Origin of the sequence: Stenotrophomonas sp. ZAC14D1_NAIMI4_1, assembly GCF_003086775.1 — a bacterium.
Taxonomy (GTDB): Bacteria; Pseudomonadota; Gammaproteobacteria; order Xanthomonadales; family Xanthomonadaceae; genus Stenotrophomonas.
Window position 1 is genome coordinate 2,027,090 of the sequence record NZ_CP026001.1, and the last position, 16,807, is coordinate 2,043,896.

Genomic DNA, 16,807 nt, shown 5'->3' on the forward strand with positions numbered 1-16,807 from the left:
CTTTTTTGTTGGTGCTCCGCTCTGGTAGTGCCGGCCGCTGGCCGGCAACCTTGCGCGGTCTGATGCGCTCATGGCGATGCCGGCCAGCGGCCGGCACTACCCTGTGTTCGCGGATATTGGTCAAGGCGGGTGGCCGCCACGTGCGTGATAATGCGGCAATGAGCATTCCCGAGCTTTCCCCGGAACAGGCACGCGCGCGTGTGGCCCACGGTGCGGTGCTGATCGATGTGCGCCAGGCGCATGAGCGCGCGGGAGGCATGGCCGAGGGCGCGCGTGGCGTGGCCAAGGACGACCTGCTGGCCGACCCGGCCGCGCACTTGCCCGCCCCGGGCCAGGAGATCCTGCTGATCTGCCAGAGCGGCAAGCGCTCGGCCGACGCCGCACAGGCGCTGCTGGCGGCGGGCTACTCGAACGTCGCCTCCGTGGCCGGCGGCACCGTGGCCTGGCGCGAGCAGGCGCTGCCCCTGGTGCAGCCGATGCTGGACGCCGCCGACCGCGATTTCTACGACCGCTACTCGCGCCACCTGCTGCTGCCGCAGGTGGGTGAGGCCGGCCAGCGCCGCCTGCAGCAGTCGCGCGTGCTGGTACTGGGTGCAGGCGGCCTGGGCGCACCGGCTGGCTTCTACCTTGCCGCAGCCGGGGTAGGGCACCTGCGGTTTGCCGACCATGACCGCGTGGAGCGCAGCAACCTGCACCGTCAGATCGTGCACACCGAGGCCAGCGTCGGCCAGCTGAAGGTCGATTCGGCGCGCGAGCGGCTGCTGGCGTTGAACCCGTCCATCGAGGTCGAGGCCGTGCCCGAGCGGGTGACCTCGGAGAATGTCGATCGCCTGCTGGACGGCGTGGACGTGGTGCTGGACGGCTCGGACAACTTCCCCCTGCGCTACCTGCTCAACGACGCCTGCATCAAGCACGCCAAGCCCATGGTCTATGCCGCCATCGAGCGCTTTGATGGCCAGGTAAGCGTGTTTGACGCCGGCCGCCAGCGTGGCGTGGCGCCGTGCTACCGCTGCCTGTTCCCCGAGCCGCCGCCGCCGGAGTTCGCGCCGAACTGCTCCGAGGCGGGCGTGCTGGGCGTGCTGCCCGGCCTGGCCGGGGTGCTGCAGGCCACCGAGGTGCTGAAGCTGCTGCTGGGCATCGGTGAGCCGCTGGTGGGCCGGCTGCTGCGCTTCGATGCGCTGGGCATGCGCTTCCGCGAAACCGGCATCGGGCCTGACCCGGCCTGCCCGGTGTGCGCGCCGGGCGTGCCGTTCCCGGGGTATATCGATTACGCCGCGTTCTGCAGCGGAGGGTGATCCGGTTCGCCGGGCATGGCCCGGCGCTACCGATTTCGGAACGATCTTGGTTATCAATCCCACCATCGTTCCATTTTCGGCACAACTAAACGCAACGTCGATGCTATTGCCGTCAGAAAACTTGCTCTATCGTTGAGGCCGATTTCGGTTTTCGGGGAAACACCGCATGGCGGTAGAAGCAGCGACCAGCGAGCTGGTCAAGGTCGTGGCCCTGTTGGGCGCGGCGGTGGTGATGGTGCCCTTGTTCCGCAGGCTCGGCCTGGGTTCGGTGCTGGGTTACTTTGCCGCTGGCCTGGCCATCGGACCATTCGGCCTGGGCTGGTTCTCCGACCCGCAGGCGATCCTGCGTACGGCCGAGCTGGGCGTGGTGATGTTCCTGTTCGTCATCGGCCTGGAAATGCGGCCCTCGCACCTGTGGAGCCTGCGCAAGGAAATCTTCGGGCTGGGGACGCTGCAGATCGCCACCTGTGCGCTGGTGCTGACCACCATCGCCAAGCTGTTCGGCCTGCCGTGGCAGGTCGCCTTCATCGGCGCCACCGGCTTCGTGCTCACCTCCACCGCAGTGGTGATGCAGCTGCTCGCCGAGCGCGGCGACATCGCGCTGCCGTCGGGGCAGAAGATCGTCTCCATCCTGCTGTTCGAAGACCTCTTGATCGTGCCGCTGCTGGCCCTGGTTGCCTGGATGGCGCCGAGTGCGGGCAGTGCCGATGGCGAAGGCTCGCGCTGGTTGTCGGTGGCGATCGGCGTCGGCGCCATCGTTGGCCTGGTGCTGGTCGGCCGCTTCCTGCTCAACCCGCTGTTCCGCCTGCTGGCCGAATCGAAGGCGCGCGAAGTGATGACCGCCGCAGCGCTGCTGGTCGTGCTGGGTGCGGCGCTGTTGATGCAGCTGTCCGGCCTGTCGATGGCGATGGGTGCCTTCCTCGCCGGCGTGCTGCTGAGCGAATCCACCTTCCGCCACCAGATCGAAGCGGACATCGAACCGTTCCGCGGCATCCTGCTGGGCCTGTTCTTCCTCAGCGTGGGCATGGCGCTGGACCTGGGCGTTGTGGCCGGCAACTGGCCGATGATCGTCGGCCTGGTGCTGGCGCTGATGGCGGCCAAGGCGCTGTGCATCTACGTGGTGGCCCGCCTGATGGGCAGCGACCACGCACAGGCCATGGACCGTGGCGTGCTGATGGCGCAGGGCGGTGAATTCGCCTTCGTGCTGTTCTCCGCCGCCGCCAGTGCCGGCGTCATCGACATGGACATCAATGCCAACTTCACCGCCGTGGTGGTGCTGTCGATGGCCCTCACCCCGCTGGTGGTGCTGGTCTACAAGCGCGTGGCACCGAAGCCGGAAGTCAGCCTGGAAGGCGTGGACACCGCCGATGGCCTGTCCGGCAGCGTGCTGATGATCGGCTTCGGCCGCTTCGGCCAGGTGGCCAGCCAGTCGCTGCTGGCCCGCGACGTGGACGTGACCATCATCGACAACGATGTGGAGATGATCCACAACGCCGAGCGCTTCGGTTTCAAGATCTATTACGGCGATGGCACCCGTCTGGACGTGCTGCATGCCTCCGGCGCCGGTACCGCGCGGGCGATCGCGGTGTGCGTGAACAATGCAGAGGATGCCGACCGCATCGTTGAGCTGGTCGCGCATGAATTCCCGCAGGCCAAGCTGCTGGTGCGCTCGTTCGACCGCGAGCACTCGCTGCGGTTGATCCATGCCGGCGTCGATTTCCAGATCCGCGAGACGTTTGAATCGGCGCTGATGTTCGGCCAGGCCGCGCTGATGGAACTGGGCGCGGACGAAGACGACGCGCAGGAGATCGCCGAGCAGATCCGCGAACGCGACGCCGAGCGGTTCGAGCTGGAAATGGCCGGCGGCAGCCTGCGCGCCGGTGCGCACATGGTGTTCGGCAGCGCGCTGCCGGGCGTGCCGACCCCGACCCCGTTCACCGCGCCAAAGCGCAAGGCCCGCACGTTGAATGCGGACCAGGTGCCGGAAGAAGAAGAGGATTGATTGCCGCGCTTCGCGCTCGCCGGGCATGGCCCGGCGCTACCGGGCCCCGCGCGGTTGGTAGGTAGCGCCGGGCCATGCCCGGCGAGCACTCGAAGCGGTGGGCGAGGGGGCCTGAATCAGGGACAATAGCGTCCCCGCCGCCGCCTGCCCCCGCATTCGATGACTGACTCCGCCCCCCAGCTTCCTGCCCGCATCCTCGATGGCCGCCGTATTGCCGAGGACCTGCTCGACAGCCTGAAGGTGCGCGTCGACGCCCGGGTGGCCGCCGGTGGCAGCCGCCCCGGCCTGGCCGTGGTGCTGGTCGGTGGCGACCCGGCCTCCACCGTGTACGTGCGCAACAAGCGCCGCGCGGCTGAAAAGGTCGGCATCGAAGCCCATGACTACGATCTGCCCGCTGGCACCAGCGAGGCCGAACTGCTCGACCTGATCGACCAGCTCAACGCCGACCCCAAGATCAACGGCATCCTGATCCAGCTGCCGCTGCCGGGCATCCCCGACGCGCGCCGCCTGATCCAGCGCATCGACCCGCGCAAGGACGTGGACGGCTTCCACCCGGAAAACGTCGGCCACCTGGCCCTGCGTGAATTCGGCCTGCGCCCGTGCACCCCGCGCGGCATCACCACGCTGCTGGGCCATACCGACCAGCCGGTGCGCGGACGCAATGCCACGATCGTGGGCGTGAGCAACCACGTCGGCCGGCCGATGGGCCTGGAACTGCTGATCGCCGGCTGCACCGTGACCAGCTGCCACAAGTTCACCCCCAAGGACGTGCTGGAGCAGGCCGTGCGCAACGCCGACATCCTGGTGGTGGCCGTGGGCCGCCCGGGCATCGTGCCGGGCGAGTGGGTGAAGCCGGGGGCTGTGGTGATCGACGTCGGCATCAACCGGCTGGACGATGGCCGCCTGGTGGGCGATGTCGGGTTTGAAGCGGCGGCCGAACGGGCGAGCTGGATTACCCCCGTGCCGGGTGGCGTCGGCCCGATGACCGTGGCCACGCTGATGCAGAACACCCTGGAAGCGGCGGAAGCGCTGAGCTGATTCCCGGCTTCTGGTGGGGTATCGGTGCCTGATGGATTATGCGGACCAACGGTCCGCACCTACCAAAAACAGGCCGGGCTGGCTCCTGGTGGGTGCCGACCAACGGTCCGCACCCACCAAACACAGGCCGGCCTGGCTTCTGGTGGGTGCCGACCGTTGGTCGGCACATTCCTTGGGGCAAGGAGGTCCTGCTGGGGTGCCGGTGCCTGATGGATTATGCGGACCAACGGTCCGCACCTACCAAAGGCGCCGCCCGCGCGACACTGCGTCGCATCCACCCCCTCCCACCGGGCGTGAAAAAGGGGTAAAATGTCGCGCTTCCCCACATCTCGGGTATGCCGATGCTGCGCATCCAGGCTGAAGCACTCACTTACGACGACGTCTCGCTCGTCCCCGCCCACTCGACCATCCTGCCCAAGGACGTCAACCTCGAAACGCGGTTGACCCGAGACCTGAAGCTCAAGCTTCCGATCCTGTCTGCGGCCATGGATACCGTCACCGAAGCCCGCCTGGCCATCGCCATGGCACAGCTGGGTGGCATGGGCATCATCCACAAGAATCTCAGCCTGGAACAGCAGGCCGCCGAAGTGGCCAAGGTCAAGAAGTTCGAGGCCGGTGTCATCCGCGACCCGATCACCGTCGGCCCGGAAACCACCATCCGCGACGTGCTGGCCCTGACCCAGGCGCACAACATCTCCGGCGTGCCGGTGGTGGGTAGCGATGGCCTGCTGGCTGGTATCGTGACCCATCGCGACATGCGCTTCGAGACCGAGCTGGACGATCCGGTCCGCCACATCATGACCAAGAAGGATCGCCTGGTCACGGTGAAGGAAGGCGCCGCCAGCGATGAAGTGCTGCAGCTGCTGCACCGCAACCGCATCGAAAAGGTGCTGGTGGTCAACGATGATTTCGCCCTGCGTGGCCTGATCACCGTCAAGGACATCCAGAAGAACACCGACTTCCCCAACGCCGCCAAGGATCTGTCGACCCGCCTGCTGGTCGGCGCTGCCGTCGGCGTGGGTGGTGACACCGACCGCCGCGTGGAAGCGCTGGTTGCCGCCGGCGTGGACGTGATCGTGGTCGATACCGCGCACGGCCACTCGCAGGGCGTGCTGGACCGCGTCGCCTGGGTGAAGAAGAACTTCCCGCACGTGCAGGTCATCGGTGGCAACATCTGCACCGGCGAAGCCGCACTGGCGCTGCTGGACAGCGGCGCGGACGCGGTCAAGGTCGGCATCGGCCCGGGCTCGATCTGCACCACGCGCGTCGTCGCCGGCGTCGGCGTGCCGCAGGTGACCGCCATCGATCTGGTGGCCGAAGCCCTGCAGGACCGCATCCCGCTCATCGCCGACGGTGGCATCCGTTACTCGGGTGACATCGGCAAGGCGCTGGCCGCCGGTGCCTCGACCATCATGGTCGGTGGCCTGCTGGCCGGTACCGAGGAATCGCCGGGCGAGACCGAGCTGTACCAGGGCCGTTCGTACAAGAGCTACCGCGGCATGGGTTCGCTGGCCGCCATGGAAAAGGGGTCCAAGGACCGCTACTTCCAGGACGCCGCCACTGCCGACAAGCTGGTGCCGGAAGGCATCGAAGGCCGCGTGCCGTACCGCGGCCCGGTGGGCGGCATCATCCACCAGCTGATGGGCGGCCTGCGCGCCACCATGGGCTACGTGGGTTGCGCCACCATCGACGACATGCGCACGAAGCCCAAGTTCGTCAAGATCAGCGGCGCCGGCCAGCGTGAGAGCCACGTCCACGACGTGACGATCACCAAGGAACCGCCGAACTACCGCGCCTGACGCGGGCCGGAGAAAGAGGAACGAGGAAGCTGATTCCCGTTCCTCTTTTTCCATCTGCGCAGCAGATTATTTGAAGTTTCGTTTTCCCTACTGCATTGCCAGGGCGCCATGACCAATATCCATAACGACAAGATCCTGATCCTCGATTTCGGCGCGCAGTACACGCAGCTGATCGCCCGCCGCATCCGCGAGCTGGGCGTCTACTGCGAAATCTGGGCCTGGGACCACAACCCGGCCGAGATCGCGGCGTTTGGCGCCAAGGGCATCATCCTGTCCGGTGGCCCGGAATCGACCACGCTGCCGGGCGCCCCGGCCGCGCCGCAGGAAGTGTTCGACAGCGGCCTGCCGATCTTCGGCATCTGCTACGGCATGCAGACCCTGGCCGCGCAGCTGGGCGGCGCCACCGAAGCCGCTGACCAGCGCGAATTCGGCCACGCCGAAGTGAACGTCATCAACCCCGATGCGCTGTTCAAGGGCCTGAGCGACCACGGCGGCGAGCCGAAGTTGAATGTCTGGATGAGCCACGGCGACCACGTCTCCGTCGCGCCGCCGGGCTTCACCATTACCGCCACCACCGACCGCATTCCGGTGGCCGCCATGGCCAACGAAGAAAAGCGCTGGTACGGCGTGCAGTTCCACCCGGAAGTGACCCACACCCTGCAGGGCCAGGCGCTGCTGCGCCGCTTCGTGGTGGATGTGTGCGGCTGCCAGACCCTGTGGACCGCCGCCAACATCATCGACGACCAGATCGCCCGCGTGCGCGAACAGGTGGGCGATGACGAAGTGATCCTGGGCCTGTCCGGCGGCGTCGATTCGTCCGTCGTGGCCGCGCTGCTGCACAAGGCCATCGGCGAGAAGCTGACCTGCGTGTTCGTGGATACCGGCCTGCTGCGCTGGCAGGAAGGCGACCAGGTGATGGCGATGTTTGCCGAGCACATGGGCGTGAAGGTCGTGCGCGTGAATGCCGCCGACCGTTACTTCAGCGCGCTGGAAGGCGTGAGCGACCCGGAAGCCAAGCGCAAGATCATCGGCAACCTGTTCGTCGAGATCTTCGACGAAGAGTCGAACAAGCTGAAGAACGCCAAGTGGCTGGCGCAGGGCACCATCTACCCGGACGTGATCGAGTCGGCCGGCAGCAAGACTGGCAAGGCGCATGTGATCAAGAGCCACCACAACGTGGGCGGCCTGCCGGAGCACATGAAGCTGGGCCTGGTGGAGCCGCTGCGCGAGCTGTTCAAGGACGAAGTGCGCCGCCTGGGCGTCGAGCTCGGCCTGCCGCGCACCATGGTCTACCGCCATCCGTTCCCGGGCCCGGGCCTGGGCGTGCGTATCCTGGGCGAAGTGAAGCGCGAATACGCCGAGCTGCTGGCCAAGGCCGATGCCATCTTCATTGATGAACTGCGCAAGGCTGACCTGTACGACAAGACCAGCCAGGCGTTTGCCGTGTTCCTGCCGGTGAAGTCGGTGGGCGTGGTGGGTGACGCGCGGGCTTATGAGTGGGTGATTGCGCTGCGAGCCGTGGAGACGATTGACTTCATGACCGCGCATTGGGCGCATCTGCCGTATGAGTTCCTGGGTGCGGTGAGCAACCGGATCATCAATGAGTTGCGGGGGGTTTCAAGGGTTGTCTATGACATCTCGGGGAAGCCACCGGCTACTATTGAGTGGGAGTGAGTTGAAAGAATGAGGGCGCCGAGAGGCGCCCTTGTTGTTTGTGGGGTCAGCCCTTTAGCTGGGCATAATGGGCGGGCCTAGCAGGGGCATTGACGACCATCGGGCGCTGATACAATGTCGCGGGAAACCACTTCGCCAAGATCTTGACTCGCAGAGCCACAGCTTGCGAAGTATCAAGTCCGTCGTGCTGACAGCCGAGTTCTTGGGCGGGCTGGATTAATGGCTTCGAGAACGGGAGGAGGCGCGATGGAACGGATGTGGATGGTTCGCGGCGATGGCGGCACCTTGTATGACGCTTTTCGAGAGCGCGGTGTCGTTGCTGTGGGCTGGAGTCAGCTCGCTGCTCATGCCAAACCTGGCGTTGGTCGAAAACAGCTGATCGCCCTCTATCAGGCAGCTGAGCCGCAGGCCAAGCATGGCACGGTAGTGTCAGGCGCTTCTCAGGTGTGGCGCTTCGTCAACGACATTCGAGATGGCGATTGGGTTGTTACCTATTCTCCTCCAAACCGCATTTACTCGATCGGTAGGATTGCTGGTCCCGCTACGCATCATGCCGATTGGGCAGAGCAGGGCATGCCTTTAGCCCGAGATGTTCACTGGGGCGCGCAGGAATTGCCACGCGATCGTTTGGGCGCCGGTACAAAGAATAGTCTTGGTTCCACCTTGACGTTGTTCGAGGTGCCGCGAGTTGCTGCTGCCGAAGTTCTCGCCGCTCTTCAGGGGCAGTCGGCCCCGATGGCTGATGATGAGGCAGATGACGTAGTAGCAGATCCTTTGGCTGACATCGACTCTCAAGCGGTGGAGCGAATCAAAGACCGCGTCAACGAGCTTGATTGGGACGACATGCAGCAGCTAGTGGCGGGAATATTGCGCGCCATGGGCTACAAGACTCAGGTTTCTCCGCCAGGTTCAGATCGAGGTAAAGATATTGTTGCCTCGCCGGATGGGTTCGGATTCGAACATCCGCGTATCGTGGTGGAGGTCAAGCACCGCAGGGGGCAGATGGGAAGTCAGGAAATCCGCAGCTTCCTCGGAGGCCGCCACAAGGATGATCGCGGTCTGTACGTCAGCACCGGCGGCTTCACCAAGGACGCCCAGTACGAGGCAGATCGGGCATCCATCCCTCTAGCCATGTGGACGCTCGACCATTTGGTGCGCGCCCTGATCGAGCATTACGACGCTACCGACGCCGAAACCAAACGAATTCTGCCGCTAAAGCGGCTCTACTGGCCTGCCTGACACTGGGGAAAGAGTAGGTAATTCCCATAGAACAGAATATTAAACAATGCATCGGAAGATCCGGTGTCATTGGAGGTAGTTCTATAAATGAGGGGTCGCTAGAAGCGCTGAGCCAGCAAAGCAGTTTCTTCCAATGTTATGCGCTATTTACTTCCGACGATTCGGCGGCCTTAGAACGACAACGATTTATCCTTGCGCAAACCCATTGGCAAGCAATTAGCGGCCAATAGGCGAGAGGCCAGCGAGACCGGCAAGGAAGACAGTCATAACGCAACACGGGACAAAAACATGAAACCCATAGAACAACAATTCTTCAACGATCTGGAAAAGAAGCTCTGGACTGCCGCAGACAAGCTGCGCTCCAACCTTGACGCCGCCGTGTACAAGCACGTCGTGCTCGGGCTGATCTTCATCAAGTATGTCTCCGATGCCTTCGAAGAACGGCAGCGCGAACTGCGTGAACAGTTCACCAGCCCGAATCATGACTACTACATGGATCCGGACGCATACGGCGGCGCAGGTACCCAGGAGTACGAAGAGAATATTGCCGCCGAACTGGAAGTACGCGACTTCTACACCGAGAAGAACGTGTTCTGGGTGCCGGTAGAAGCGCGTTGGCAGACGCTGCGCGACTGCGCGCAACTGCCACCCAAGGCAGCGCTGCCGTGGAACAAGCCGGGCAAGGACGAGCCTGAGGAAATGCGTTCGGTCGGCTGGCTGATCGACAACGCCATGGAAGCCGTCGAGCGCGAGAATGCCCGCCTGAAGAACGTGCTCAATAAGGACTTCGCCCGTGTGCAACTCGAATCCAGCAAGCTTGCCGGGCTGATCAGCCATTTCTCGGATACCGACTTCAGCGCCAAAGAGTACAAGGGCCAGCGGCTGAACCTGAAATCCAAAGACATCCTCGGCCACGTCTACGAATACTTCCTCGGCCAGTTCGCCCTGGCCGAAGGCAAGAAGGGCGGCCAGTACTACACGCCCAAGAGCATCGTTACCCTGATCGTGGAAATGCTCCAGCCGTTCAAGGGCCGCGTCTACGACCCGGCCATGGGCTCCGGCGGCTTCTTCGTGCAGAGCGAGGAGTTCATCGAGCAGCACGGCGGCAAGGCAGTAAACGGCAAGAGCGGGCAGATCAGCGTCTACGGCCAGGAGAGCAACCCCACCACCTGGCGATTGGCCGCGATGAACATGGCCATTCGCGGTATCGACTTCAACTTCGGCCCCGGCCCGGCCGATACCCTGCTGAACGACCTGCACCCGGACCTGCGCGCCGACTTCGTCATGGCCAACCCCCCCTTCAACATGAAAGAGTGGTGGAACGAAAAGTTGACCGCCGATCCGCGCTGGATCGCCGGCACGCCGCCCCAAGGCAACGCCAACTTCGCCTGGCTGCAACACATGCTCTGGCACCTGGCGCCCACCGGCAGCATGGCGCTGCTGCTGGCCAACGGTTCGATGAGTTCCAACACCAACAACGAGGGCGAAATCCGCAAGCGGCTGATCGAGGACGACTACGTGGAGTGCATGGTCGCGCTGCCCGGCCAGTTGTTCACCAACACCCAGATTCCGGCATGCATCTGGTTCCTGACCCGCGACAAGCAGAATGGCTTCGCGCTGGACAAGAAGAAGCGCGACCGGCGCGGTGAATTCCTGTTCATCGACGCCCGCCAGTTGGGCTATATGAAGGATCGCGTGCTGCGCGACTTCACCCCGAACGATATTCAGAAAATCGCCGACACCTTCCATGCCTGGCAGCAGGGGGAAGGATACGAGGATGTGGCTGGCTTCTGCTTTAGCGCCAAGCTGGACGATGTGCGCAAGCACGAGCATGTACTCACGCCGGGGCGCTATGTGGGTGCGGCGGAGCAGGAAGACGACTGCGAACCCTTTGCTGAAAAGATGCAGCGGCTAACATCGCAGCTAGCGGAGCAATTTGCGGAAAGCGCGAAGCTGGAGGCGGAAATCAGGAAGAATTTGGCGGGGTTGGGTTTCGCCGTTGTCACATCAATCGACCAAGAGGCGAATGCATGAACTCTTGGAGACCATCAACATGGGGCGATGAGATTAGCCTCGAATATGGCAAGGCCATACGTGGCTACGAGTCTGCGCGTGGCTCTGTCCGAGTCTTTGGCAGCAACGGTCCTATTGGATGGACTGAGAAGCCTCTTGCAAAGGGCCCTGGGGTCATTCTTGGTCGTAAAGGCGCTTATCGCGGAGTGCAGTACTCAGAAGACGAATTCTTTGTCATTGACACGGCATACTACGTAGTCCCCAAAACCGATCTCGACATGCGGTGGCTGTATTACGCAATCCAATATCACAAGCTTGGAGAAATTGACGACGGATCCCCAATCCCTTCGACAACTCGTGCCGCAGTCTACGTGCGTGAGCTTGACGTTCCACCAAAGGACGTACAGAAGGAAATTGCACGAGTACTTGGAGCTATCGACGACAAAATCGACCTCAACCGCCGCATCAACCAAACCCTCGAAGCCATGGCGCAAGCCATCTTCAAGTCCTGGTTTGTCGATTTCGACCCGGTCAAGGCCAAGATCGCAGCCATCGAACAAGGCCAAGACCTGCTGCGCGCCGCCATGCGCGCCATCAGCGGCAAGACCGACGCCGAACTCGACCAGATGCCCCGCGAGCACCACGACCAACTCGCTGCCACCGCCGCGCTGTTTCCCGATGAAATGCAAGAGTCGGAGTTGGGGGAAATCCCGATGGGGTGGAAAGCTGGAACATTGACTGAAATATGCCAGTTGAACCCTGAAAGCTGGAGCGCCAAAACCCTGCCTGGTGCAGTCCGGTATGTGGATTTAGCCAACACCAAGGGAGGCGAAATTACAGGAGTGCAAAGCATTGGTGGCAAAGAAATTCCAAGCCGTGCCAGAAGAATTTTGCGGTATGGAGATACTATCGTCGGTACAGTACGTCCAGGCAACCGATCTTTTGCCTTGGTTGGCGAAGCTGGTCTGACGGGAAGCACGGGTTTTGCAGCGCTAAGGCCGAAAGTATCCCATTGGCTAGAGTTTGTTTATCTTGTCGCCACATCTGAAACCAATATCGAACGCTTGGCTCATCTGGCAGATGGCGGTGCATATCCTGCTGTGCGCCCTGATATGGTTGTTCAAGAAGATGTGGTGCTGCCGACGCAATTGGTCGCACAAGCATTTAACCAGAACGTGCAACCACTATTTTCCCAAATTCTGGCGAATAGAAAGAGCGCAATACTTCTCGCTGAGCTCCGGGACACTCTTCTTCCTAAGCTTCTTTCCGGAGATGTTTCTGTGGGGGCCTTGACGGATGAGGTCGAACAATGAATCAGAAAGAAACCTTCCTTGTAGAACAGGGTACAGACTATTTTGAGAAGATTCCGGTTTGGCACGATGATCAGAGATGCTTTGAGGTCATGGCAGATGAGCGTAGTGGCCGCATCCCGGTAACTCGATTGGAATCTTGGCGGGATTATACTGAACTACTGGAGAGCCCATTCTTTAACCGGCCAGGTGTGCAACTGATTTTTCGTGGGCAACGACGTTCCGACTGGAGTCTGATGCCGACGCTGGGTCGTCTATCCGACAATGGGATAGTCACCGGAAATTTAGCAGCGACTCAGCTAGAGCGTTTCAAGCGTGCCATTCGAGGTCGGCTTAGTGACAACAGTCTCGTGGATGAAGATGACGAGCTTTGGTCCATTGGCCAGCATCATGGCTTGATGACTCCCTTGCTGGACTGGACCTATTCCCCGTATGTCGCTCTTTTTTTTGCCTTTGCCAAGGCTGATAGCAAGGATGAAGAAGAGAATCCTTACCGAGTCGTCTACGTACTCAACAAAAGTTTCATTTTGGAACATCAGGATGAGACTGGCATTCGGCTTTGGGAACCGCGCAAGGACAGCTACGGGAGATTAGTTAATCAGGCTGGACTGTTCACTTTCTCTCCGTATGACGCCACGATAGAAAATAAGTTGGCAAATGTCTTGGCTGACGACGAGGCTTTTGAGGATGAGGAGTTACGCTCCGCATCGGAAGAAGATCAGGCCGATTTATTAGCTCGATACATCTGCAAGATTTATATCCTTAATGAAGGGCGTGATGCTTGCTTGCGCCATCTTAGGCGGATGAACGTGCACCATGCCAGTCTCTTTCCTGATCTGATCGGAGCATCTGATTATTGCAATATCACAACCGCCGAAGCGGAGGAGGAAGCCAGCCTTGCGCGTGCTGTAGAGCGTGAGCGCTTGATCGCTAGTCAAATTGTTCAAGTGCCTTCCGTTCCAGCTGTTGATGTTGTCGAAGCTCCCATCATTGCTTCGGAGCAGACTTCTTTCAAAATTGATGCCATCTTGCGTGCGCATCCTGACGCGCAGCAAGTTGAACCAGGACGTATCGCCTTGATTGCCAGCGAGTTGTCCCACGATATTTCCAAACATCAAGTTGTGGATTGGGAAAAACGCGAAGACGCTCAGGCTCGAATGCGTAACGTTATCCGAGTCACGTTGCGAAAGAATGGCTATCCATCGCAACTACGTGATGGAGTGGTCGAACAAATCATGGATGCGGTGAAGCAGCAGGCAGCGGAGGGAAAATGATTACTGAACAACAACTCGAAGACCTCTGCATTGAATGGTTCGGGACTCTCGGTTGGACGTACACACAGGGCCCAGACATTGCGCCCGATGGAGACCAACCTGCTCGCTCCGACTATCGTCAGACCGTATTGCGCGAACGCTTGTTGGTCGCGCTCATCCGCATCAACCCGCACATCCCCGCTGCGGCGCTGGAGCAGGCGGCACACGAACTTCTGACGGTCAGCGAGCCGCTGCTGATTGCACGCAACCGCCGTGTGCATCGACTGCTGTTGTCCGGCATTCCCGTCGAGTTTTCAGTGGGCGACGAAAAACGCAGCGATCTGGTCAATCTCATCGACTTCACCAATCCACGCAACAACGACTTCCTGCTGGTCAGCCAGTTCACCGTGACCGGCACCAAGCAGCCGCGCCGCCCGGACCTGGTGGCCTTCGTCAATGGCCTGCCGCTGGCGGTGATTGAGCTGAAGAACCCGGCCAACGAGCAGACCGACATCTGGGATGCCTTCAACCAGATCCAGACCTACAAGGAAGAGATCAACGACCTGTTCAACACCAACGTGGCGGTGGTGGTCAGCGATGGCTTCACGGCGCGGTTGGGGTCGCTCACGGCCAATCAAGAGCGCATGCAGCCCTGGCGGGCGATTGCCAATGAGGATGACCGGCCGCTGCTGGAATTCGAGTTGGAAACGCTGGTGCGCGGCTTCTTCGAGCCTGCACTGTTTCTCGACTATGTGCGCCACTTCGTGCTGTTCGAGCAGGATGCCGACCAGATCATCAAGAAGATTGCGGGCTACCACCAGTTCCATGCCGTGCGCGAGGCGGTGAAGGCCACGGTGATCGCCGCCAGCAGCCTTAGCAAAGGCTTGCTGGAGGTGCAGGAACCGCGTGCCACCTACGGCAAGGAAGTACAGCCCGGCAGCCGCAAGGCGGGCGTGGTGTGGCATACGCAAGGCTCGGGCAAGAGCATCACCATGGCCTGCTACGCGGGCAAGCTGTTACAGCAACCGGAGATGAAGAACCCCACCCTGGTGGTGGTGACCGACCGCAACGATCTGGATGGGCAATTGTTCGGCACCTTCTGCGCCGCCGAAGACCTGCTCCGGCAGACGCCGGTGCAGGCGGGCAGCCGCGAGGAGCTGCGCGAAATGCTGGCTTCGCGCGAGGCGGGCGGCATCATCTTCACCACGGTGCAGAAGTTCGCCCTGCTGGACGATGAGGCACTTCACCCACTGCTGTCGGATCGCAGCAATATTGTTGTGATCTCCGACGAGGCGCACCGCAGCCAGTACGGCATGAAGGGGCGGCTGGATACCAAGACCGGCAAATACGTGTTCGGCTATGCCAAGCACATGCGCGACGCGCTGGCCAATGCCACCTTTATCGGCTTTACCGGCACGCCCATCGCCCTGGAAGACAAAGACACTCGGGCAGTGTTCGGCGACTACGTCAGCATCTACGACATTCAGGATGCGGTAGACGATGGCGCCACGGTCCCAATCTTCTACGAAAGCCGTCTAGCTAAGCTGGACGTGAACCAGGCCGAGATCGACGCACTCAATGCCCAGGTAGATGAGGTCATCGAGGACGAGGAAGACATCACTGCCCGCGAGAAGACCAAGAGCGATTGGGCGGCGCTGACCAAGCTGGTTGGTGCGCGACCGCGTCTGGAACAGGTTGCTGCCGACTTGGTGCAGCACTTCGAGACGCGCACGGCCACGCTGGCAGGAAAGGCGATGATCGTATGCATGAGTCGTGACATTTGCGCCGAGCTGTACGACGCCATCGCGGCCCTGCGCCCGGACTGGCACGATGCCGACCCGGAGAGGGGCGCAATCAAGGTAGTGATGACCGGCTCGGCAGCGGACAAGCCCTTGCTGCAGCCTCATCTGTACAGCCAGCAGGTGAAGAAACGCCTGGAAAAGCGCTTCAAAGACCCGGCAGACCCGTTGAAGCTGGTGATTGTGCGCGACATGTGGCTGACTGGCTTCGACGCGCCCTGCTGTCACACCATGTACGTGGACAAGCCCATGAAGGGCCACAACCTGATGCAGGCCATCGCCCGCGTCAACCGAGTGTTCCGCAACAAGCCCGGTGGATTGGTCGTGGATTACATCGGCATTGCCAACGAGCTGAAAGCGGCGCTCAAGACCTACACCGAATCCAAGGGCAAAGGCGACCCTGCGCACAGTGCGGCGGAGGCCCTGGCTGTGTTGCTGGAGAAGCTGGACGTCGTGCGGGGGTTGATGCACGGCTTTGATTACGGCGAATTCGAAGCGGATGCGCTGCAATTATTGGTGCCAGTGGCCAACCATATCCTGGGGCTGACAGACGGCAAGCAGCGCTTCCTCGATGCCATGCTGGCGGTGAGCAAGGCGTTTTCCCTGTGCAGCACGCTGGATGAAGCCGCAGCCTTGCGCACGGAGATTGCCTTCTTTGCCGCCGTCAAGGCCGCCATCGTCAAGTTCACCACGGTGGATCGCAAGCGTTCCGATGCAGACAAGAACAGCGCGCTCAAGCAGATCCTTGATAACGCCATCGTGGCCGACGGGGTGGCGGATATCTTCGCGTTGGCGGGCCTGGACAAGCCCAACATCGGCCTGCTTTCAGACGAGTTCCTGGAAGACGTGCGGCAGATGAAGAGCCGCAATCTGGCGGTGGAACTGCTTGAAAAGCTGCTGCGCGACGAGATCAAGGCGCGGGCGCGTAACAACGTGGTGCAGGAGAAGAAGTACGGCGACCGGCTGCTGGAAACCTTGCGCAAGTATCACAACCGGGCGGTAGAGACGGCGCAGGTCATCGAGGAGTTGATCCAGATGGCCAAGGATTTCCAGGCGGCCCTAGAGCGCGAGGAGGCATTGGGGCTGAGTCAGGATGAGATAGCCTTCTATGATGCCTTGGCCAACAACGAAGGTGCGGTGCGGGAGTTGGGTGACGACACTCTAAAGAGCATTGCCATCGAGATCACGGAGAAGCTGCGCCATAGCACCACGGTGGATTGGCAGGTGCGTGAGAGCGTCCGCGCTAAATTGCGGATTCTGGTGCGACGCACCCTGAAGAAATGGAAGTACCCGCCGGTAGGTGAGGATGCCGCGATCGAACTGGTGCTTAAGCAGGCGGAATCACTGTCAGACGCGTGGTCAAAGTAGACGTACGTTTAAGGAAT

Annotated in this window: 10 protein-coding genes; all 10 read left to right on the plus strand. The window is 61.7% G+C overall.

The window, feature by feature from the left end; genetic code table 11:
* Window positions 1-158 precede the first annotated feature (158 nt).
* The 10 genes from moeB (at window position 159) to C1927_RS09540 (ending at window position 16,790) form a co-directional block, all read left to right on the plus strand.
* Window positions 159-1,295 carry a molybdopterin-synthase adenylyltransferase MoeB gene (gene moeB / locus C1927_RS09495; RefSeq protein WP_108746525.1) on the plus strand — a complete coding sequence of 379 codons (1,137 nt, stop codon included), beginning with the start codon at window positions 159-161 and terminating at the stop codon, window positions 1,293-1,295.
* A gap of 166 nt (window positions 1,296-1,461) precedes the next feature.
* Window positions 1,462-3,297, plus strand: a complete 1,836-nt coding sequence (locus C1927_RS09500) for a monovalent cation:proton antiporter-2 (CPA2) family protein (RefSeq protein WP_108746526.1) — start codon at window positions 1,462-1,464, stop codon at window positions 3,295-3,297.
* Window positions 3,298-3,456: 159 nt separating this feature from the next.
* Complete coding sequence (folD, locus tag C1927_RS09505) at window positions 3,457-4,335, plus strand: bifunctional methylenetetrahydrofolate dehydrogenase/methenyltetrahydrofolate cyclohydrolase FolD (RefSeq protein WP_079221628.1); 879 nt, start codon at window positions 3,457-3,459, stop codon at window positions 4,333-4,335.
* Window positions 4,336-4,676: 341 nt separating this feature from the next.
* On the plus strand, window positions 4,677-6,134 hold the full coding sequence (guaB, locus tag C1927_RS09510) for an IMP dehydrogenase (protein ID WP_108747812.1): 1,458 nt from the start codon (window positions 4,677-4,679) through the stop codon (window positions 6,132-6,134).
* Between the two features lie 108 nt (window positions 6,135-6,242).
* Entirely contained in the window at window positions 6,243-7,808 is a 1,566-nt protein-coding gene (gene guaA, locus C1927_RS09515; RefSeq protein ID WP_108746527.1) for a glutamine-hydrolyzing GMP synthase, read from the plus strand.
* Between the two features lie 246 nt (window positions 7,809-8,054).
* A complete protein-coding gene (locus C1927_RS09520; RefSeq protein WP_108746528.1) occupies window positions 8,055-9,047 on the plus strand; it encodes a restriction endonuclease in 993 nt (330 codons plus the stop codon).
* Between the two features lie 192 nt (window positions 9,048-9,239).
* Window positions 9,240-11,081 (plus strand): class I SAM-dependent DNA methyltransferase, encoded by a 1,842-nt coding sequence (locus C1927_RS09525; protein WP_343125698.1) that lies wholly within the window; start codon window positions 9,240-9,242, stop codon window positions 11,079-11,081.
* The gene (locus C1927_RS09530; RefSeq protein WP_108746530.1) at window positions 11,078-12,373 is read left to right on the plus strand and encodes a restriction endonuclease subunit S; all 1,296 of its coding nucleotides are present in this window, start codon (window positions 11,078-11,080) and stop codon (window positions 12,371-12,373) included. The genes C1927_RS09525 and C1927_RS09530 overlap by 4 nt, the downstream gene beginning before the upstream one ends.
* On the plus strand, window positions 12,370-13,644 hold the full coding sequence (locus tag C1927_RS09535) for an FRG domain-containing protein (RefSeq protein WP_108746531.1): 1,275 nt from the start codon (window positions 12,370-12,372) through the stop codon (window positions 13,642-13,644). Before C1927_RS09530 ends, C1927_RS09535 begins: the two co-directional genes overlap by 4 nt.
* Window positions 13,641-16,790: a type I restriction endonuclease subunit R gene (locus C1927_RS09540; protein WP_108746532.1), complete on the plus strand. Its 3,150-nt coding sequence runs from the start codon at window positions 13,641-13,643 to the stop codon at window positions 16,788-16,790. Before C1927_RS09535 ends, C1927_RS09540 begins: the two co-directional genes overlap by 4 nt.
* The last annotated feature ends 17 nt before the right edge of the window (window positions 16,791-16,807 follow it).